The sequence below is a fragment of the Bradyrhizobium sp. SZCCHNRI2009 genome (assembly GCF_032485115.1).
GTDB lineage: Bacteria > Pseudomonadota > Alphaproteobacteria > Rhizobiales > Xanthobacteraceae > Bradyrhizobium.
The window spans coordinates 948,493-968,062 of the sequence record NZ_JAUEUH010000002.1; the positions used below are offsets into that span (position 1 = coordinate 948,493).

At 64.6% G+C, this 19,570-nt stretch carries 16 protein-coding genes; 10 read left to right on the forward strand and 6 right to left on the reverse strand.

Annotated elements, in window-relative coordinates; all coding sequences use genetic code 11:
• Positions 1–23: 23 nt before the first annotated feature.
• The 4 genes from QX041_RS11960 to QX041_RS11975 all read left to right on the forward strand — a co-directional run bounded on the left by QX041_RS11960 (position 24) and on the right by QX041_RS11975 (position 3,727).
• The gene (locus QX041_RS11960) at positions 24–1,766 is read left to right on the forward strand and encodes a glycosyltransferase family 39 protein (protein WP_315711840.1); all 1,743 of its coding nucleotides are present in this window, start codon (positions 24–26) and stop codon (positions 1,764–1,766) included.
• The gene (locus QX041_RS11965) at positions 1,767–2,558 is read left to right on the forward strand and encodes a phosphatase PAP2 family protein (protein ID WP_315711842.1); all 792 of its coding nucleotides are present in this window, start codon (positions 1,767–1,769) and stop codon (positions 2,556–2,558) included.
• A 93-nt stretch (positions 2,559–2,651) separates the two neighbouring features.
• Positions 2,652–3,389 (forward strand): glycosyltransferase family 2 protein, encoded by a 738-nt coding sequence (locus tag QX041_RS11970; protein ID WP_315711843.1) that lies wholly within the window; start codon positions 2,652–2,654, stop codon positions 3,387–3,389.
• Positions 3,389–3,727 carry a lipid-A-disaccharide synthase N-terminal domain-containing protein gene (locus QX041_RS11975; RefSeq protein WP_172109779.1) on the forward strand — a complete coding sequence of 113 codons (339 nt, stop codon included), beginning with the start codon at positions 3,389–3,391 and terminating at the stop codon, positions 3,725–3,727. The genes QX041_RS11970 and QX041_RS11975 overlap by 1 nt, the downstream gene beginning before the upstream one ends.
• A 65-nt stretch (positions 3,728–3,792) precedes the next feature.
• On the opposite strand, the gene QX041_RS11980 is transcribed toward QX041_RS11975, so the two are convergent.
• On the reverse strand, positions 3,793–5,496 hold the full coding sequence (locus tag QX041_RS11980) for a Na/Pi cotransporter family protein (RefSeq protein WP_316165428.1): 1,704 nt from the start codon (positions 5,494–5,496) through the stop codon (positions 3,793–3,795).
• Between the two features lie 119 nt (positions 5,497–5,615).
• Positions 5,616–6,809 (reverse strand): cystathionine beta-lyase, encoded by a 1,194-nt coding sequence (metC, locus tag QX041_RS11985; RefSeq protein ID WP_315711845.1) that lies wholly within the window; start codon positions 6,807–6,809, stop codon positions 5,616–5,618.
• Between the two features lie 316 nt (positions 6,810–7,125).
• On the opposite strand from metC, the gene QX041_RS11990 reads away from it, so the two are divergent.
• The 4 genes from QX041_RS11990 to QX041_RS12005 are packed head-to-tail and all read left to right on the forward strand — an operon-like array spanning position 7,126 to position 11,659.
• Positions 7,126–8,142, forward strand: coding sequence for an amino acid ABC transporter substrate-binding protein (locus QX041_RS11990; RefSeq protein WP_315711846.1), 1,017 nt, complete (start codon positions 7,126–7,128; stop codon positions 8,140–8,142).
• Between the two features lie 28 nt (positions 8,143–8,170).
• Positions 8,171–9,376 carry an amino acid ABC transporter permease gene (locus QX041_RS11995; protein ID WP_315711847.1) on the forward strand — a complete coding sequence of 402 codons (1,206 nt, stop codon included), beginning with the start codon at positions 8,171–8,173 and terminating at the stop codon, positions 9,374–9,376.
• Positions 9,373–10,893, forward strand: coding sequence for an amino acid ABC transporter permease (locus tag QX041_RS12000; RefSeq protein ID WP_315711848.1), 1,521 nt, complete (start codon positions 9,373–9,375; stop codon positions 10,891–10,893). Before QX041_RS11995 ends, QX041_RS12000 begins: the two co-directional genes overlap by 4 nt.
• Positions 10,894–10,915: 22 nt before the next feature.
• Positions 10,916–11,659, forward strand: a complete 744-nt coding sequence (locus tag QX041_RS12005) for an amino acid ABC transporter ATP-binding protein (RefSeq protein WP_315711850.1) — start codon at positions 10,916–10,918, stop codon at positions 11,657–11,659.
• A gap of 64 nt (positions 11,660–11,723) precedes the next feature.
• Here the strand turns inward: QX041_RS12005 and QX041_RS12010 are convergent, their stop codons facing one another.
• From QX041_RS12010 to QX041_RS12025, 4 genes are all read right to left on the reverse strand, one after another.
• The gene (locus QX041_RS12010) at positions 11,724–12,758 is read right to left on the reverse strand and encodes a cysteine synthase A (protein WP_315711852.1); all 1,035 of its coding nucleotides are present in this window, start codon (positions 12,756–12,758) and stop codon (positions 11,724–11,726) included.
• 81 nt (positions 12,759–12,839) lie between these two features.
• Positions 12,840–14,072, reverse strand: a complete 1,233-nt coding sequence (locus QX041_RS12015) for a cyclopropane-fatty-acyl-phospholipid synthase family protein (RefSeq protein WP_315712616.1) — start codon at positions 14,070–14,072, stop codon at positions 12,840–12,842.
• Positions 14,073–14,180: 108 nt separating this feature from the next.
• Positions 14,181–15,026, reverse strand: coding sequence for a DUF1365 domain-containing protein (locus tag QX041_RS12020; protein WP_315711854.1), 846 nt, complete (start codon positions 15,024–15,026; stop codon positions 14,181–14,183).
• A 7-nt stretch (positions 15,027–15,033) separates the two neighbouring features.
• Positions 15,034–16,347, reverse strand: a complete 1,314-nt coding sequence (locus tag QX041_RS12025) for an NAD(P)/FAD-dependent oxidoreductase (RefSeq protein ID WP_315711856.1) — start codon at positions 16,345–16,347, stop codon at positions 15,034–15,036.
• Between the two features lie 366 nt (positions 16,348–16,713).
• Between QX041_RS12025 and QX041_RS12030 the strand changes: the two genes are divergently transcribed.
• Both QX041_RS12030 and QX041_RS12035 read left to right on the forward strand, forming a co-directional pair.
• A complete protein-coding gene (locus QX041_RS12030) occupies positions 16,714–18,168 on the forward strand; it encodes an efflux transporter outer membrane subunit (protein ID WP_315712618.1) in 1,455 nt (484 codons plus the stop codon).
• Positions 18,158–19,558: an efflux RND transporter periplasmic adaptor subunit gene (locus QX041_RS12035; RefSeq protein ID WP_315711857.1), complete on the forward strand. Its 1,401-nt coding sequence runs from the start codon at positions 18,158–18,160 to the stop codon at positions 19,556–19,558. The genes QX041_RS12030 and QX041_RS12035 overlap by 11 nt, the downstream gene beginning before the upstream one ends.
• Positions 19,559–19,570 lie beyond the last annotated feature (12 nt).

Here is a 19,570-nt window from a genome sequence, read left to right on the forward strand (position 1 = left end):
GGTTTCAGCGTATTCGGAACCCCATGGTCGAGACCTTTGCCCGCCCCCGTTTTGGAGAGCCGCGCGAGCCGAAGAACCTGGTCAATCCAGGCAATCGGCTGGCGCGGATGATCGATGTCGTCACCGTGAGCCACACCAGGGCGGTGACGTTCCTGCTCGTCTGCGGGCTGCTGTTGTTCCTGCCGGGCTTCTTCACCATCCCGCCGATCGATCGCGACGAGGCGCGCTTCGCCCAGGCGACCAAGCAGATGGTCGAGAGCGGCGATTACGTCGATATCCGCTTCCAGGACGACGTGCGCTACAAGAAGCCAGTCGGCATCTACTGGTTGCAATCGGCTGCGGTCGAGACGGCGTCGGCGATCGGTCTGCCGCGTGCGCAGCTGCGCATCTGGGTCTACCGCATTCCCTCGCTGATCGGTGCCATCGGCGCGGTGCTGCTGACCTATTGGACCGCGCTCTCCTTCGTGACACGGCGCGGCGCCGTGTTCGCCGCCCTGCTGATGTGCTGCTCGGTGCTGCTCGGGGCGGAAGCCCGGCTCGCCAAGACCGACGCGATGCTGCTGTTCACCGTGGTGGCTGCGATGGGTGCGCTGGCCCGCGTGTATCTGTCGTGGCAGCGCGGCGAGGATCCGGTGCATCCACCGTGGGGACCGCCTGCGATCTTCTGGACGGCGCTCGCCGGCGGCATCCTGATCAAGGGCCCGCTGATTCTGATGTTCGCAGGACTGACGATCGTGGCGCTGGCGATCATGGATCGTGGTGCCGGCTGGCTATCGCGTCTGCGCCCTCTATGGGGACTGATGTGGATGCTGGTGCTGGTGCTGCCCTGGTTCGTGCTGATCTTCCTGCGCGCCGGCGACACCTTCTTCGCCGATTCCGTCGGCGGCGACATGCTGAGCAAGATCGGCGCCCAGGAGTCGCACGGCGCACCGCCGGGACTTTATCTGCTGCTGTTGTTCATCACCTTCTGGCCCGGCGCGCCGCTGGCCGCTATGGCGGCGCCTGCGGTATGGCGCGCGCGGCGCGAGCCGGGGGCGCAGTTCCTGCTGGCCTGGCTGCTGCCGTCCTGGGTCGTGTTCGAGGCCGTCCTGACCAAGCTGCCGCATTATGTGCTGCCGCTCTATCCGGCAATCGCCATCCTCACCGTGGGCGCGCTGGAGCGGCGGGTGCTGGCGCGCAACTGGCTGCGGCGCGGCGCCGCCTGGTGGTTCGCGATTCCCGCCATCACATCGGTGGTGGCCGTGATCGGCGCCATCATCGTCACGCACCAGCCGGTGTTCCTGGCCTGGCCGTTCGTGGCGGCGTCGCTGATTTTCGGCCTGTTCGCCTGGTGGCTCTATGACGACGGCCGTGCCGAGCGCTCGCTCTTGAATGCCGGCGTGGCGGCGATGTTCCTGGCGTTCGTGGTGTATGGCGCCGTGCTGCCGGCGCTGACACCGCTGTTTCCCAGCGCGGAGATTGCGCGCGCGCTGCGCAACGTGGTCTGCGTCGGGCCGAAGGCGGCAGCGGCAGGTTTCCACGAACCTAGCCTCGTGTTCATGACAGGAACCTCGACGCAGCTCACCGACGGCTCGGGGGCGGCCGACTTCCTCAACCATGGCGCGTGCCGCTTCGCGCTTGTCGAGCAGCGCACCGAACGGGCGTTCGTGCAGCGCGCCGAGGCCATCGGGCTGCGCTACAACGTCGCCAAGCGCATCGACGGCTACAACATCTCGCAAGGCCGCCCGGTCTCGATTGCGATCTATCGTTCGGAAGGCACCGAGTAGATGTCGGCGCCAGACACGCCCTCGCTGTCGTCAGGCTATCTCGCCCAGCTCGCGCTGGTCGGCAAATTCTCGTTCGGCCGGCTGGTTCGGCGGCCGCAGACCGCGCCGGACGCTGCGGGCCGGCAACGCCTGCAACGCGAGCTTCTCCTGCTCGGTGCCATCGGCCTGAGTGTGGTCTCGGTGCTGATGTTCACCTTCGATGCCTACGAAATCGGGCTGATGCCGGCGCGTGGAACACCGAGCCTGTGGCCGGTGCGCATCATCACCGAATTCGGCCAGGACGAATACGTGCTGGGACTGCTGGCAGTGGGGGTCGTCGCGACGATCCTGATCGCGCCGTTGTGGCCTGAGGCTTCGCGCAGCCGCCTTCTGAACTTTGCGACGCATGTTCAGTTTTTCTTCTTCGCGGTTCTGCTCTCCGTGCTATCGGCCCAGGTGTTGAAATATATCATCGGGCGCGGCCGTCCCTTCGTCGGCGGCAAGGCCAACGCGTTCAATTTCGAACCCTTCAACGGCACGCCGGCCTATTTCAGCATGCCGTCGGCGCATGCGGTGACCGCCTTCGCGCTCGCATTCGCCATTGCGGCCGTCTGGTCGCGGCTGCGGATACCAATGTTCATCTATGCCATCGTGATTGCCCTGAGTCGGCTGGTGCTGCTGGCGCATCATCCAAGCGATGTGGTCGCCGGCGCCGTGGTCGGATTGGCCTGCGCCATGCTGGTCCGCTACTGGTTCGCAGCACGACGGCTGGGCTTTCGCCTGGGCAAGGACGGCCAAATCGTACCGCGCTAAAGGGGTTGATAGGCGGCCCCAAGCCCCATAATAAGCCTCCGCCGCATCGCCCGGGGCAGGAACCGGTCCAGTCACGCCATCGCGAGTCTCATCTTGTCGACCGAAACCCCCGTTGCCGTCTCCATCGTCGTTCCCGTGCGCAACGAGGCCGGCAACATCACGCCCCTGATCACCGAGATCGCGGCCGCGCTCGACGGTCTCTGGGCCTATGAGATCATCTACGTCAACGACGGCTCGACCGATGACACCGCGCAACGGCTCGCCGAGGAGATGGCGCGGCGGCCGAACCTGCGCGTGCTGCGCCATGAGAAGTCGTCCGGGCAATCGGCGGCCGTCAGAAGCGGCATCCGCGCGGCCCACGGCGCGATGGTTGCGACGCTGGACGGCGACGGGCAGAACAATCCCGCCTTCCTGCCCGACCTCATCGCTGCGCTCGAAAAGGGCGGGGCGGGTGTCGGCCTCGTCGCAGGCCAGCGCGTCGGTCGCAAGGACACCGGCTTCAAGAAACTGCAATCGCGGCTTGCCAACAAGATCCGCAATGCGGTGCTGCATGACGGCACCCGCGATACCGGCTGCGGCCTCAAGGCGGTCCGCCGCGACGTCTTCCTGATGATGCCGTATTTCGATGGTCTGCACCGCTTCCTTCCCGCCCTGGTGCGGCGTGAGGGCTACGACATCGCCTACATCGACGTGACAGATCGACCCCGGCACTCCGGTGTCTCGAACTACGGGTTCTTCGACCGGCTCTGGATCGGGATCATGGATCTCGCCGGCGTGTGGTGGCTGATCCGCCGCAAGAAGCCGACGCCGGTTGTGATCGAGGTAAAGTAATGCTGATTCAATTCGGGCAGGCGTTCAGCAACTATCTCTACGACATCTTCATCGCCAAATTCGATTTCTGGCTGGTGTTCGGCCTCGCCGCCCAACTGGCCTTCGCCGCGCGCTTCCTTGTGCAGTGGATCGCCAGCGAGCGCGCGGGCAAGAGCGTGGTGCCCCTTGCCTTCTGGTTCTTCTCGATCGGCGGCGGCCTCATGACGCTGATCTATGGTCTCGTCAAACGCGAGCCGGTCATCATCTTCGGCCAGTTGCTGTCGAACATCATCTACGTCCGCAACGTGATGCTGATCTTCAAGAACCGTCAGCGCGAGTCGCAGACGCTGAGCAATTGACCGGAGCGGGCTTCAGGTTCACAGGGCGGATGTGCCGTCGCCCGTTCGTGGGGCCGTCCTGCGCCTCAGCGCGGCAGCGGCCGGGCTGAGGACCGGGGCAGGGGCACGGGCACGGTGGTCGCCACGCTGTCAGCCGCCTCGCCGCGGCGCGTCGCAACCTCGCCGGCGGCATCGAGCACAGGATAGGCGACCGAACAGATGTGTGAGTGGATCCGCCTGAGGTCACGCAGCACGTCGAGATGCAGTGAGGTGGTTTCGAGCGTCTCCGAGCGGCCGTCGCGCAGACGTTCGAGGTGCCGCTCGGTCGCGCCGAGCTCGGCGTTGCGGAGCTCGGCTTTCTGATCGAGCAATTGGTGCGCCTGCTGCGCATCGCCGGACATGAAGATGCCGAACGCGACGCGGAGCGCCTCCATGATCTGGCGGTGAAAGGCCTGCAGCTCGTCGGCCCCCTCCGCGGAGAATTGGAACCTGCGCTTGATCTTCTTGGTTGCGAGCTCGCTCAGGTTCTTGTCGATGATGTCGCCGATGTGTTCGAGGTTGATCGCGAAGGAGATGATCTCCATCGCCCGCTTGCCCTCGCGATCGTCCAGGCTGCCCCGCGTCAGCTTGGTGATGTAAAGCTTGATGGCTTCGTCGAGCCGGTCGACGACATTGTCCGCGCGTGACACCTGATCCACGAGGCCACGGTCGTTGGTCATCATCGCGGTCATGACATTGCGCAACATGGTCTCGACCAGATCGCCCATGCGCAGCGCCTCGCGCGCCGCGTCCGCAAGCGCCAGCGACGGTGTCTCCAGCGCGGTCTCGTCGAGGTAGCGCGGCTTGGCGGGATCGACTTCGGCCGGGCGGTCGGGGAACAGTCTGACGAGCAGCTTCTCGATGCTGCCGAGCAGACCGATGAAGACCAGCGCCGTGCCGAGGTTGAATGCCATGTGAAACTGCGCGGTCAGCTTCGACAGATCCGGCTGCCATTGCTGCAGCTGAGCCGCGAGCGGATGCAGGAAGGGTGCGATCAGCGCGACGCCGATGATGCGGTTGAGGAGATTGCCGACGGGCAGGCGATAGCTCGCGGGATTGTCGCGCCGGGCGCCCTCGAACACCGGGTTGACGGCGCTGCCGAGATTGGCCCCGAGCACCAGTGCCATGGCCGCATCGGCCGTGATGAAATGCGCATAGGCCAGCGACATCACCAGCAGCACGCTCGCGACGCTGGAATGCACGATCCAGGTGACGGCGGCGCCGAAGATGATGCACAGCGTGACGTCGGCGGTGATCGCCTGCATGAACACGCGCATCGCCGGCGCCTCCTCGGCCGGCGCGAGCGTGTCGATCAGGATATGGAGCGACAGCAGCATCAGGCCGAGGCCGATCGACACCCGGCCGAGATCCTTGATGCGCGATCGCGGCCCGCTGCGGAACGCCACCAGGCCGAGCACGAACAGGATCGGCGCGACGGCCGCGACGTTGAACGACAGCACCTGGACGATCAGCGTGGTGCCGATATTGGCGCCCAGCATGATCGCCATCGCGGGGATCAGGCCGACGAGGCCTTCCGCAGCAAAGGAGGTGGTGATGAGCGCCGTTGCCGTGCTGCTCTGGAGAAGCGCGGTGAGGCCGAGTCCGGCCGCGAGGGCGCTGAAACGGTTCCGCAGCGCTCGCGACAGCAGCAGCCTGAGATCCGGGCCGAAGGCGCGCAGGATGCCGCTGTGGACCATGTGAAGGCCCCACAGCAGCAGCGCCACGCCACCCATCAGATCGAGCAGAACCATGATTCCCGTTCGTTCCCGCTTGTCTTCAGACCAAGGCTACGCCCAATCGGCCGGGGATCAACGCCAATTTGGCGGCCCCGGTTGCCCGATCGCGCGGCGCTCCGCCCCTGCAGGCGTGGTCAAGCGGCGTTGAACGCGGCAAAGCCGCGATCGAGATCGGCCTTGAGATCCTCGGTATTCTCGAGACCGATGTGCAGCCGCAATGTCGGACCGCCGGGTGCCCATGTGGTCGCCGTACGGTAGCTTGCGCAGTCGAACGGGATCGCCAGGCTCTCGAAGCCGCCCCAGGAATAGCCCATGCCGAACAGCGTGAGCGTGTCGAGCATGGCGTCGACGGCGGCCTGCGCCTTTGGTTGCAGCACGATGCTGAACAGGCCGGAGGCGCCGGTGAAATCGCGCTTCCAGATCGCGTGCCCCGGATGGCTCTCCAGCGCGGGATGCAGCACCTCGATCACCTCAGGACGCGCGGCGAGCCAGCGCGCCATCTCCAGGCCTGACCGGTGATGCTGCGCCAGGCGCACGCCAAGCGTCCGTACGCCGCGCAAGGCCAGGAACACGTCGTCCGGTCCGGCGCAGACGCCGAGCAGGCGGATGCCCTCGGAGATCAGCGGCCACGCCTTCGCATTGGCCGAAATCGTCCCGAACATGATGTCGGAGTGGCCGCCGATATATTTGGTGGCCGCCTGCATGCTGATGTCGACGCCCTGATCGAGGGAGCGATGGTAGAGCGGCGTCGCCCAGGTGTTGTCGTCGATGACCAGCGCGCCGTGCGCATGCGCAACCGCGGCAATGACGGGGATGTCCGGCATTTCGAAGGACTGCGAGCCCGGCGCCTCGACAACCACCGCGCGTGTATTCGGTTTGAGCAGTTGCTCAATTCCTGCGCCGATCAAGGGGTCGAAATAGGTCGTCTCGACGCCATAGCGTGCCAGCATGCCGTTGCAGAAATTGCGGGTTGGACGATAGATGCTATCGCACACCAGAACGTGGTCGCCGGCCTTGAGCACCGACAGCAGGGTGGTCGAGATGGCGCCGAGGCCTGACGGCGCGATGCCGACGCCGGCGCATTGCGGCCCCTCGAGCGCCATCAGCACTTGCTGCAGCGCCTTCGTGGTCGGGGTGCCGTGGCGGCCGTACTGGAATTCGCCGCGGTGTGCATGCAGATCTTCAGCCGTTGGATACAGGACCGTTGAACCATGAACGACAGGAGGATTCACGAATCCGTGCTGCGCTTTCGTGTCCCGCCCCGCCGTGACCAGCCGTGTCTCGACGTTTTGTCGCACCGCCGCAGCGGGGTCGTTCGATGATGCCATTCGCGTGTCTTTTCTCTTTGAACCTGCCGGGATAGCTGGAAATCAGGCCGCACTGCGGTCGTTAATAACAGAATGCAGAACAGGCCCGTCAACCCCTTGACCCGGACCGCCAGTCGTTCTGTGATGCCGGCGCAATTCGATCGCTGCACGTTGAGGGGCTTGCCGCGATTTCCGCTTCATCTCGCATGCACGGCTCCGTCGTGCATGGCGCGCGCCATATTCTTGGTATGGCGTTTGCAGAGGCGGATTCAGGTCGGCCCCTCCTACGCGCTGAGATTCATCGCTCCCCAAGGACGACCCGCGAAAGGCTGTATTTATGAAACGCGTCACTCTGGCTCTTACTCTTGCTCTCGCCCCGGTGCTGGCGAGCGTCGGCGCCCAGGCCGAAACGCTCAAGACCGTCAAGGATCGCGGCATGCTCGCCTGCGGCGTCAGCCAGGGCCTTCCTGGCTTCTCGGCGCCCGACGACAAGGGCAACTGGACCGGGCTCGACGTCGACGTTTGCCGCGCCATTGCCGCCGCGATCTTCAACGATCCGACCAAGGTCAAGTTCGTTCCACTGTCCGCCAAGGATCGCTTTACTGCACTGCAGTCGGGCGAGATCGACGTGCTGTCGCGCAACACCACCTGGACCCTGTCGCGTGACACCTCGCTGGGCGCCAATTTCGCCGGCGTGACCTATTACGACGGCCAGGGCTTCATGGTGAAGAAGGCCCTGAAGGTCAATTCGGCGCTCGAGCTCAACAGCGCCTCGATCTGCGTGCAGACCGGCACGACGACTGAGCAGAACCTCGCCGACTACTTCAAGGCCAACAAGATGAAGTACGAGGTGATCGCATTCGCCGGCCAAGACGAGACCATCAAGGCGTACGAATCTGGCCGTTGCGACGTCTTCACGACCGACGTTTCCGGCCTCTACGCCGAGCGGCTGAAGCTCGCCAATCCGGCCGATCACGTGGTGCTGCCGGAAGTGATCTCGAAGGAGCCGTTGGGCCCGATGGTCCGCCATGGCGACGACCAGTGGTTCGACATCGTCAAGTGGACCTTGTTCGGGCTGGTGACGGCCGAGGAGCTCGGCGTGACGCAGGCGAACGTCGATGAAATGGCCAAGTCGGACAAGCCGGAGTTCAAGCGCGCCTTCGGCACCGACGGCAATCTCGGCGAGCAGCTCGGCCTCACCAAGGACTGGTTCTACCGGATCGTGAAAGCGGTCGGAAACTACGGCGAGATGTATGATCGCAACGTCGGCGCCGGCTCCAAGCTGCAGATCGCGCGCGGTCTGAACCAGCTCTGGAACAAGGGCGGCCTGCAATACGCGCCGCCGATCCGCTGATCACTGCACGATAGCGGGGCTGCGGCGAATGAGCATCGAAGCAAGGTTACCGCCTACGCAATATGGGCTTCGGCTGAAGCGCATGCTGGGTGGCAAGGCAGGATGGAACGGCATCATCCTCCAGATCCTGTTCGTCGCAGTGCTGGTGTGGGTTGGCTACGAGATCGTGGCCAACGCACGCAGCAACCTCGCCACCCAGCGGATCACGTCGGGCTTCGGCTTCCTCAACAATACGGCCGGCTTCGACGTCAACCAGACCCTGATCAGCTACTCCGGCTCCGACAGCTACAGCCGCGTGCTGATCGTCGGCGTGCTAAACACGCTGCTGGTCTCCGTCATCGGTATCGTGCTGGCGACCATCCTTGGCTTTCTGGTTGCGCTTGGCCGCTTGTCACCCAACGTATTGCTCTCGCGGGTCTCCGGCGCCTATGTCGAGCTGATCCGGAACCTGCCGCTCCTGTTCCAGATCCTGTTCTGGTATCTCGCGGTGTTGGCGGCTCTGCCCGGACCGCGGCAGAGCATCTCTCTTTTCTCGACCTTCTTTCTCAACAACCGCGGCTTCATCGTTCCGCGCCCGATCGAGGAGCCCGGCTTCACGCCGTTCGCGATCGTGCTCGGTGTGGCGATCGTGGTCTCGATCGGTCTGCACTATTACGCGCGGCGTGAGCTGTTCCTGCGCGGCCATGTGATCCGGATTTGGCCCTACCTGCTGGGGCTGCTGATCGGCCTGCCGCTAATTGCAATGCTCGTGTTCGGCGTGCCGATTTCGTTCGAGGTGCCGGCGCTCAAGGGATTCAACTTCGCCGGCGGCTCCCGCATCATTCCAGAGCTCGTTGCGCTGACCCTGGCGCTCACCATGTACACGGCGTCGTTCATCGCCGAGGTGGTACGGGCGGGAATCCTCTCGGTCCACAAGGGACAGATGGAAGCGGGGCTCTCGCTTGGACTGAGCCGCGGCACCGTGCTGCGCCTGATCGTCGTGCCACAGGCGCTCCGCGTCATCCTGCCGCCGCTGACGAACCAGTATTTGAACCTGACCAAGAATTCCTCGCTCGCGGTCGCTATCGGTTATCCCGATCTCGTGTCGGTGTTCGCGGGCACGACGATGAGCCAGACGGGGCAGGCCATCGAGATCATCGGAATCACGATGGGCGTCTATCTGGCGCTGTCGCTGATTACGAGCGCGATGATGAGCTTCTATAGCTGGCGGCTTGGGAAGAGACTTGGCGCATGACCGACATCACGGCCTCAACCTTCATCCGTCAGGACATGGCTGGAGAACGCCCGGCGCCCATCAAGACGACCGGTTTCGTCGGCTTCGTCCGCACGAGGCTGTTGAACTCGCCGACCAATATCCTGCTCACCCTGGTGAGCGCACTGTTGATCTGGTTCACCGTGATTCCGGCGGTCAAGTTCCTGCTGGTCGACGCGGTGTGGGTCGGCAAGGACCGCGATGCATGCCTGGCGCAGAACGCCGGCCATCCGGTCGGCGCCTGTTGGCCCTACATTTCGGCGAAGTTCAGCCAGTTCATGTACGGCTTCTACCCGGAGGCCGACCGCTGGCGCGTCAATCTGACCTATGTGCTGGCGGTGGTGCTGCTCGTGCCGCTGCTGATTCCGCGCCTGCCGGCCAAAGGCCTTAATGCGGGTCTGTTCTTCTTCGCGCTGCCGATGGTCGCGTTCTTCCTGCTCTATGGCGGTGGGCTGGAGGGCTTCGGCGTGAGCTGGGCCACAGGCACCCTCCAGCTGTTCGTCGAGAGCATCGATACGGCCGGCAACGCGCTGGTGCGCGCCGGCGATAACGTGCCGGTGGTCGGCATGCTGCTGTGGCTGCTCGGCAAGCTGGTCGTGCTGATCGGAACGCTCGCATCGCTCGTGATCTGGCCGCTGGTCTGGATCCGCAATGAACTGCAGCAATCTCACCAGCCCGTGTGGAATGATCTCGCGCTCTCCGCGATCATTGTCACCGCGCTGGTGTTCATCATCGGCGGCGGGAGCAGGGCGCTGCGCAGCGTCATCGCCACGGCCGCGACCTTCGCCGGCATCGCCATCGTCATTGCGATCATGGGCCTCGATCGCGGCGGCCTTCCCATCGTCGACACAAGGCTGTGGGGCGGCATGCTGGTGACGCTGGTCGTCTCGGTGATCGGCATCGTCGCGTCGATGCCGATCGGCATTGCGCTTGCACTCGGCCGCCGCTCGACCATTCCACTGATCCGCGTCTTTTCGATCGCCTTCATCGAGCTGGTGCGCGGCGTGCCGCTGATCACCGTGCTGTTCTTCGCCACCTACATGCTGCCGCTGTTCCTGCCTGGCAATGTCAGGGTCGACGGCCTGGTACGGGCGCTGATCGGCGTTGCGCTGTTCTCCGGCGCCTACATGGCCGAGGTGATCCGCGGCGGCCTGCAGGCCATTCCGCGCGGCCAGGCGGAGGCGTCGAGCGCGCTCGGCCTGTCCTGGTGGAAGACGACGAGCTTCATCGTGCTGCCGCAGGCGCTGCGCCACGTCATCCCCGGTATCGTCAACAGCTTCATCTCGCTGTTCAAGGATACCTCGCTGGTCTCGATCGTGGCGCTGTTCGACTTGCTCGGCAGCCTCAAGGCTTCGTTGGCCGATCCGGTCTGGGCGACACCGACCACGGCTTTCACCGGCTTTGCCTTCACAGGAATGATCTACTTCGCCTTCTGTTTCGGCATGTCACGCTACTCCATGCTGGTCGAGCGCCGCCTCAACGCGCACCGGCGCCATTGACCCAGAGATCGTCGAGAGATCCATGACTGCAAATTCGATCGTCAGCATTTCCGCCCTCAACAAATGGTACGGCGAATTCCACGTCCTGCGCGACATCAACCTCTCCGTCGGAAAGGGTGAGCGCATCGTGATCTGCGGGCCCTCGGGCTCGGGCAAGTCGACCCTGATCCGCTGCATCAACGCGCTGGAGGAATTCCAGGAGGGCGAGATCAATGTCGACGGCATCGATCTGGGTCCGAATCTCAAGCGGGTGGACGAAGTCCGCCGTGAGGTCGGCATGGTGTTCCAGAGCTTCAACCTGTTTCCGCATCTGACCGTGCTGGAGAACTGCACCTTGGCTCCGATCTGGGTGCGCAACATCCCGCAGAAGGAAGCCGAGGCGACTGCGATGAAGTTCCTGGAGCGGGTCAAGATCCCGCATCAGGCGCAGAAATATCCGGGCCAGATGTCGGGCGGTCAGCAGCAGCGCGTTGCCATCGCGCGCGCGCTGGCGATGAACCCGAAGGTCATGCTGTTCGACGAGCCGACCTCGGCGCTCGATCCCGAGATGGTCAAGGAGGTGCTCGACACCATGGTCGATCTCGCCAAGGAGGGCATGACCATGCTGGTCGTGACCCACGAGATGGGTTTTGCACGCGAGGTCGCCAACCGCGTCGTGTTCATGGACGCCGGCCAGATCATCGAATCGAACACGCCGCAGGAATTCTTCGCCAACCCGCAGCATGCGCGCAGCAAGCTGTTCCTGAGCCAGATTCTGCGGCATTGATGAGGAAGCGAATCGGGACTTGCGAATAGGGCGAGAAATTCTACTCGCTACTCGCTACTCGCCCTCAAACGAAAGGCGGCTTGATCCCGCTGCGCCGCTCCAGCCAGGCCGGCACCGGCAGGTTCTTCGAACGCATGAACTCCGGATTGTACAGCTTCGACTGATAGCGCGCACCGGAGTCGCACAGGATGGTCACGATGGTGTGGCCGGGGCCGAGCTTCCTGGCGAGTTGCACCGCGCCAGCGACGTTGACGCCGGTCGAGCCGCCCAGGCACAGGCCTTCATGCTGCACGAGGTCGTAGATGGTGTTGACGGCGTCCTCGTCGGACACCAGGAACGCGTCGTCGACCTTGGCGGTCTCGATCACGGGCGTCACACGACCGATGCCGATGCCTTCGGTGATGGAATCGCCGGGCGTCGATTTGACGACCCCGTTCTTGAACCATTCGTACATCGCGAAGCCGTGCGGGTCGGCACAGGCGGTGACAATGTCCTTGTTCCTGTCCTTCAAATAGCGGCTCGTGCCGGCGATCGTGCCGCCGGTGCCGACCGCGCAGATGAAGCCGTCGACCTTGCCGTCGGTCTGCTCCCAGATCTCGGGTCCCGTGGACTCATAATGCGCCTTGGCGTTGTCGAGGTTGTTCCACTGGTCGGCGAACAGCACGCCGTTGGGCTCGGTCTTGCGCAGTTCGTCGGCGAGCCTGCGGCCGACATGCTGATAGTTGTTGGGATTGCTGAACGGCAACGCCGGCACCTCGACCAGCTCCGCGCCGCACAGCCGCAGCATGTCCTTCTTTTCCTGGCTCTGCGTCTCCGGAATCACGATCAGTGTGCGATAGCCACGCGCGCTGGCGACCACGGCCAGACCGATGCCGGTGTTGCCGGCAGTGGCCTCCACCACGAGGCCGCCGGGCTTGAGATCGCCACGCCTCTCGGCCTCCAGGATCATCCACTTGCCGGCGCGGTCCTTGACCGACTGGCCCGGGTTCATGAACTCGGCCTTGCCGAGAATGGTGCAGCCCGTCGCCTCCGAGGCGCGCTTGAGCTTGATCAGCGGTGTGTTGCCGATCGCCGCGACGACGTCGTTATGAATGGTCATTTTGCAGATACCGTAGGAGTTTCCTCGAGCACACTTAAGAGGACCCTAGCCTGATATCCAGGGGAGCGTAAGCCGGCTGGATCAGCCCCCCGATTTCGCAAAGACGACCTGGCGAACATCGATATTCCCGGAGAGGAAACCCGCTTCGCAGTAGGACAGATAATATTCCCAGAGCCGCCTGAAGCGCTCGTCGAATCCGGCGGGCGTGAGGTCCGGCCAAGCCTCTCGGAAGTTATTTCGCCAGATCGCAAGCGTCCTGGCATAATCTTCCCCGAAGATCCGCTCGCGGATGACGGGTATGCCAAAGCGGTCGCCGAGCGACTTCAGAATCTGCGGTGTCGGCAACATGCCGCCGGGAAAGACGTAGCGCTGGATGAAGTCGACCTCGCGGCGGTAGTGCTGGAACAGGCTGTCCTGGATGGTGATTGCCTGGACACCGGCCAGTCCGCCCGGCAGCAGGCGGTCTCGCAGTTGCGAGAAATATTTCGGCCAGAACTGTTCGCCGACCGCCTCGATCATCTCGATCGAGGCGATGCGATCGTAGTGGTCACGCTCGTCCCGGTAATCCTGCAGGCGGATTTCGACCTTCTCGGCGAGCCCGGCCTCCTGGATGCGGCGCTGCGCGAAGTCGCGCTGCTGTTGACTGATCGTCAACCCAACGACCTTGGCGCCGAACGTCTTGGCGGCATATTCGGCAAAGCCGCCCCAGCCGCAGCCGATCTCGAGCAGCTTCTGCCCGGGCTTGAGATCGATCGCCTCGGCCAGCCGCTTGTACTTGTTGGTCTGCGCGGCAGTGAGGTCGGTGGTGTGCTCCTCGAACAAGGCCGAGGAATAGGTCATGCTCGGATCCAGCCATGCCGAGTAGAACGAATTCCCGATGTCGTAATGGGCATAGATGTTGCGCTTCGCCTGACGCTTGGTGTTGCGGTTGAACCAGTGCCGGACCAGCTGGGCAAACCGGATCAGCGGCTTGTCTTCCAGCATCGACTGCAGCAGGTGCTGGTTGACGCAGAACAGATAGAGAAACTGCGTCAGGTCCGGCGTATCCCAGTCGCCGTTCAGATAGGCCTCGGCGATGCCGATGTCGCCGCCATTGAGAAGACGCGATGCGAAGCCGTAATTGGCCAGGATCATTGCGGCGGCCGGCCCGGGCTCAACGCCGCCGAGCCGGATCACCCGTCCGTCCGGCAGGGTGACGTCGAGCGTGCCTTTTCGCAACCGCGAGCCGAAGCCGAGGGCAAGGCGGGGCAGGCGGGGAAGATCGGCAAGCACCTTGTCGATGGTATCAGGGGTGACTGGGATGACGTCCGGCATGGCAGGTCCACTCACGCAAACGGCTCCAGCCCACGTCCCCGTCGGCTGGCCGGTGCGGCACCTGTGCGGGCAGGGATCACGGACGCAGAGCGAGCCGGCCGTTTCCGGTCAGCGTCGTGACATATAAGCGTGGCTGCCGTTCCCCGCCAAGCCGGTATTGGTTCCAGGGCTTGCACTGATTTCGCCACGCGGGACGAGGCGGACGCCTTTGGCCCACAGCCGCAGTGCCTCCCAATGGATCGCGGCGAAGATTTTGACAGTCACCAGCGGGAGTGAGACGAAGGCTGCGAGCAGGGAGCCAGACGTCAGCCCGCGACGGCGGCCAGAGAAGGTTGCAGCGAGCAGGGGCCCGTCGGGGCCAGTTTCCAGAATCCGCAACTTGACCTTGTCGCCCGGCGGCACGACCCGGAAATGGTAGCGCATCGCCATGTCGATGAACGGCGAGACGTAGAAGGTCTTGTCCTGCGTCTGGCGCAGCCCTGCCGCGGACAGCTCATTGGATCTGACCGGCAGCACATAGGGCTTGATCTCGCCGTAGGTGTTGCGGACCTCGTAGATCATCAGCGCCAGGGTGCTGTCGCTGCGATAGCAGAAATAGACCGACAGCGGATTGAACACGTAGCCGAGCAGCCGCGGATAGCACAGCAGCAGCACGCGGCCGCCGCCGAGATCGATCCCCTGATCCGCCGCACAGGTCTGCGCATAGGCCAGCAGCGACGAGCCGTCGCGCGGACCGTGGTCGGCCTCGTGGAAGCTGTAGAGCGCGCGCCGATTGACCCCGAACAGCGAGGCCTGCCGGTCCGCCTGGTCGAGCCGGCCGAGATCGATCAGCAGGCTCATCACGCGATACCGGAAGCGATGCGTGGTCGGCCGCATGCGGGCATGCATGACCTCTCCGACATAGAGCGCGGCCGCTTCCGTTCGGTCATCCTGTCCCGAGTGATCCATGTCCATATCGCGCCTATTCTGCAGCCTCGGCGAGCTCGGTGGGAAACCCGCGCCATGGCACGCTCGCGCCGAGCGCCTCCGCCACGGCGAGACCCGAGCGCAGCCCGTCCTCATGGAAGCCGTAGCCGGTCCAGGCCCCGCAGAACCAAGTATGGCGCTGCCCCTGAATCGCTGCCAGGCGCTTCTGCGCCGCAAAGGCCGCAGCTGTATATTGTGGGTGCTCACAGATATATTTGCCAAAGGTCAGCTCCGGGGCCGGAGCGAAGGGTGGGTTGAGGCTGACGAACAGCGGCTTGGCGTCGTCGATGTCCTGCAGGTTGTTCATCCAATAGGTGACGGCGACGTCGTTCATGGGAACGCCCTCACGCTGCCAGCGCAGGAAATTCCACGAGGCCCAGGCGCGGCGGCGCTTCGGCATCAGCCTGCTGTCACGGTGCAGATAGATCGTGTTGGGCGAATATTTGATCGCACCGAGGATGCCGCGCTCCCGCTCGTCCGCGTCGGTGAGCATCGACAAGGCCTGGTCGCTGTGTGCGGCAATCACCACATGATCGTAGGTGTCCCGACGCCCGCTGCTGTCTTGAACGACGACGCCGTGGGCGGTGCGTTCGATGCTGGTCACGGCGCTGCCGAGCCTGATCTGGTTGCGGAAGCTCGACGTCAGTTTCTCCACATAGCGCCGGCTGCCGCCCTTGACGGTGCGCCAGACCGGACGGTCATATTGCAGCAACCTGTGGTTGCTGAAGAACGCAACGAAGTTCTCGGCCGGAAAGTCCAGCATCTCGGACGCCGGGGCTGACCAGATCGCGGCCCCCATCGGCGCCAGATAGTCGGTGAGCAGTCGCGGAGCGAAATGGTTGCGCCGGAAATAATCCCCGAGCGTAAGGCCATGCAGGCGGCCGGCCTTGAAGTCGGCTGTACTCTGCTCGTTGAAGGTCAGGATGTCCCTGAGCATCCAGAGATAGGATGTCGACAGCAGGTTGCTCGGCTGCGCGAACAGCCCCTTGGCGGTGTCGAGCCAGGTGTTTCCGCCACCTTTCCATTCGAAGCGGCCGGCATCCGCGGTGACGGCAAAGCTCATGCTGCTGTCGACCGTCTCGACCCCCAGATGGTCGAACAAGGCGGTGAGCTCAGGATAGTTCAGCTCGTTGTAGACGATGAAGCCGATGTCGACCGAGACCGGAGCGCCGTCATAGTCGATCGTCACGGTATGGCTGTGGCCGCCCGGACGGAGATCGCGCTCGTAGACGGTGATCGGATAACGTTTCGCCAAGGACCAGGCCGCGGCGTTACCCGCAATACCCGTTCCGACCACCGCAACTCGCATGAATGCCCCCTGAAGTTCACGTGCAAGTTACGGAGTCCCCGCCAAAGGGTTTCACGGCCGCGCTCGCCGCGTCACACCCCGGCCAAAACGGCATTCGACAGATGAAATCTTGGTAAGGCGGCAGCCGGGGGCCCGTGGCCCTGCCTGCACGAAACTCCGCTGATTTACGGGAGATTCGTCGATTCGGTGGACTTTATCGGCACCATCGCTGCTGGGGCGACGGGGAGCTGCAGGGCTGTCCGCCGCCGTGGGCTGCGGCTAGAATGATTCCCAAGACTACAGGGAAGCATCACGCCAGTGTCCATCGTGCCGATCGCCGTCGACGAGCCTTGCCGCGCGTCCGCTGACCCGCGGATCGTCGCCGGGATGCGGGAGCGCCGTGTGCCGGCTACCCTGCGGCGATTTGTCCACTGGCTGGCGGCGATCGGATTGGCGGCGAACTCGGCCGGCTGCCTGCTGACCCAGGATATTCCCGATCCGGCCCTCGACTTGCCCCAGCGCTACAAGGCGGCGTCCGGTTCCGATATGGCGGCGCCGCCGCCGCTGGATTGGTGGCGCGGCTTCGGATCACGCGAGCTGACCCAGCTGATGGAGGAGGCGCAGAGCGTCAACCTCGACATTGCCGCTGCTGTGGCAAGGTTCCGGCAGGCCGATGCGCTGGCGCGGCAGGCCGGCGCGGCGCTGCTGCCAAGCCTGTCGAGCACGGGGCAGGAGACCTATTCGCGCACGTCCGGGTCGAGCTCCAGCGGGCTCACCAATGGCGGCCGCGAGGTCGTCAATTACCAAGCCTCGCTCTCTGCGAGCTACCAGCTCGACTTCTTCGGCCAGAATCGCGACGCGCTGCAGGCGGCCGAGGAAACCGCGGTAGCCAACCGCTTCGACCGCGACGTCACGCAGTTGACGACGCTTGCCACCGTCGCCAATGCCTATTTCCAGGTGCTGGCCGCGCAGGATCGGATTCGGACGGCTGAGCGCAACATCGCCAGCGCCACGCGTGTGCTCGATGCCATCCGCGAGCGGCAGAAGGCTGGCACCGGCAACGATCTCGACGTCGCGCAGCAGGAGAGCGTGCTCGCCAATCAGAAGGCGGCGGTGCCGCCGCTGCGCCAGACGCTCGATCAGAACGTCAATGCCCTGGCCGTGCTGGTCGCGCGATCGCCCGAAGGCATTCGGGTCATTGGCGGCTCGCTCGATCAGATCAGGACTCCGCGGGTCACGCCTGGTCTGCCGTCGGAGATCCTGACGCAGCGTCCGGACATCCGCCGGCAGGAGGCCCAATTGGCATCGGCAACGGCCAATGTCGGCAGCGCGCGGGCGCAGTTCTTTCCGAGCATCCAGCTCACGGGCAACGGCGGCTACCAGAGCGCGGCACTGGTGTCGCTGTTTCAGCCGCATGCGGCGTTCTTCAGCCTCGCCGGCAGCCTGACCCAGCCGATCTTCGACGGCGGCCGGATTCTGGGCAACTTCGAGAACGCCAAGGCGCGGCAGGATGAACTGCTGCAGACCTACCGCAAGACCGTGATCCAGGCCTTCACCGACGTCGACAATGCGCTGTTCTCGATCAAGCAGACCACGATCCGACTGCAATTGCAGCGCCAGGTCGTCGCCGCCTCGCGGCGTGCGTTCGAATTGTCGGAGCAGCAGTTGCGCGCGGGAACTGCCGACATCGTGACCGTCTTGAATACGCAATTGACGCTGTTCCAGGCCGAGGACGCGCTATCGCAGGCGCAACTGGCGCGCCTGCAGGCGTTTGTGAGCCTCTACCAGGCGCTCGGCGGCGGCTGGGAGCCGCGCATGGAGAAGTCGGCCGATGCTCTTTAAACCGGACGAGAAGGGAGCAGCGGCAGTGAAGCGCGCGCGGTCCAGCGTGGCACGGCGACTGGTGTCGATCGCGATCACGCTGCTGATCCTCGGCGGCCTCGGCTATATCGGCTGGTCGGCGATGCAGCAGAAGCAGCAGGCCAATAACCGCTTCGCGCGGCCCGACCTTCCCGTTCCGGTCCTGGCTGCCTCGCCTGCCATCAAGGACGTGCCGGTCTATCTCGACGGCGTCGGCGCGGTGCGCGCGCTGAACACGGTCACGGTGCGCTCGCAGGTCGACGGCAAGCTGATCGCGGTCAATTTCGTCGAAGGGCAGGACGTCAAGAAGGGCGACGTGCTCGCGGAGATCGATCCGGCGATCTATCAGGCGCAGTACGATCAGGCCGTTGCCAAGAAGGCGCAGGACGAGGCGCAACTCGCCAACCAGAAGCTCGACCTCGCCCGCTACGAGCAGCTCGCAGCCAGCAATGCCGGCTCCAAGCAGCAGGCCGATACGCAGCGCGCGGTGGTGGCGCAGCAGCAGGCGCTGATCAAGGCGGATCAGGCCGCGATCGACAATGCGGCGACGACCTTGAGCTACACCAAGATCGTGGCGCCGCTCTCCGGCCGCGCCGGCCTGCGCCAGGTCGACCAGGGCAACATCGTTCATGCCTCTGACGCGACCGGCCTCGTCGTCATCACGCAGCTGCAGCCGATTGCGGTTCAGTTCAGCCTGCCCCAGCAGCAGATCATGCGCGTCAATGCGGCCGCCGCCAAGGGACCGCTCGCCGTCGACGTGTTCGGCAATGACGGCGTCACCGTCATTGACACCGGCACGTTGCGGGGCATCGACAACCAGGTCGATCAGACGACGGGCACGCTGAAGCTGAAAGCAGAATTCCCCAACGGCAGATTTCAGCTTTGGCCGGGACAGTTCGTCAATGTCCGCCTCAAGGTCGAGACCCTGTCGCAGGCGATCACGGTGCCGACGTCGGCCGTGCAGCGCGGGCCGGCAGGTACGTTCAGCTACGTGATCGGCGAGGGCGACATCGTCTCTGCGCATCCGGTGGCGGTCGTGCAGCAGAATGAGAGCGAGGCCGTGATCGCGAGCGGCTTGAGCCCGTCGGACCGTGTGGTGACGACAGGCTTTGCCAACCTCGCCGAGGGCGTCAAAGTGGTGGTCGGGCGCGCCGAGCAGACGCCGCAGGCCGATCTGGCGCCACGCAAACGCGGCCGCAATCCGCAAGCGAAGGATCAAGGCAAGGACCAGGCCAAGGAGGGCGGAGCTCCGCCTGACGGCGCGAAGGACGGCGAGCCGCGTCGCAGGCCTCAGGCCGCGGGCCAGACCGATGCCGGTGCAGCGCCCCAGGGAGGGAGTGAAGCAGGTCGCGGCGCGAAGGCGCAGCCATGACGCGACCGCAAG

Coding starts and splice junctions, on each gene's coding strand:
- QX041_RS11960 (WP_315711840.1), top strand. CDS start 24: ATGGTCGAGACCTTTGCCCGCCCCCGTTTTGGAGAGCCGCGCGAGCCG.
- QX041_RS11965 (WP_315711842.1), top strand. CDS start 1,767: ATGTCGGCGCCAGACACGCCCTCGCTGTCGTCAGGCTATCTCGCCCAG.
- QX041_RS11975 (WP_172109779.1), top strand. CDS start 3,389: ATGCTGATTCAATTCGGGCAGGCGTTCAGCAACTATCTCTACGACATC.
- QX041_RS11980 (WP_316165428.1), bottom strand. CDS start 5,496: ATGGTTCTGCTCGATCTGATGGGTGGCGTGGCGCTGCTGCTGTGGGGC.
- metC (WP_315711845.1), bottom strand. CDS start 6,809: ATGGCATCATCGAACGACCCCGCTGCGGCGGTGCGACAAAACGTCGAG.
- QX041_RS11990 (WP_315711846.1), top strand. CDS start 7,126: ATGAAACGCGTCACTCTGGCTCTTACTCTTGCTCTCGCCCCGGTGCTG.
- QX041_RS11995 (WP_315711847.1), top strand. CDS start 8,171: ATGAGCATCGAAGCAAGGTTACCGCCTACGCAATATGGGCTTCGGCTG.
- QX041_RS12000 (WP_315711848.1), top strand. CDS start 9,373: ATGACCGACATCACGGCCTCAACCTTCATCCGTCAGGACATGGCTGGA.
- QX041_RS12005 (WP_315711850.1), top strand. CDS start 10,916: ATGACTGCAAATTCGATCGTCAGCATTTCCGCCCTCAACAAATGGTAC.
- QX041_RS12010 (WP_315711852.1), bottom strand. CDS start 12,758: ATGACCATTCATAACGACGTCGTCGCGGCGATCGGCAACACACCGCTG.
- QX041_RS12015 (WP_315712616.1), bottom strand. CDS start 14,072: ATGCCGGACGTCATCCCAGTCACCCCTGATACCATCGACAAGGTGCTT.
- QX041_RS12020 (WP_315711854.1), bottom strand. CDS start 15,026: ATGGACATGGATCACTCGGGACAGGATGACCGAACGGAAGCGGCCGCG.
- QX041_RS12025 (WP_315711856.1), bottom strand. CDS start 16,347: ATGCGAGTTGCGGTGGTCGGAACGGGTATTGCGGGTAACGCCGCGGCC.
- QX041_RS12030 (WP_315712618.1), top strand. CDS start 16,714: ATGCGGGAGCGCCGTGTGCCGGCTACCCTGCGGCGATTTGTCCACTGG.
- QX041_RS12035 (WP_315711857.1), top strand. CDS start 18,158: ATGCTCTTTAAACCGGACGAGAAGGGAGCAGCGGCAGTGAAGCGCGCG.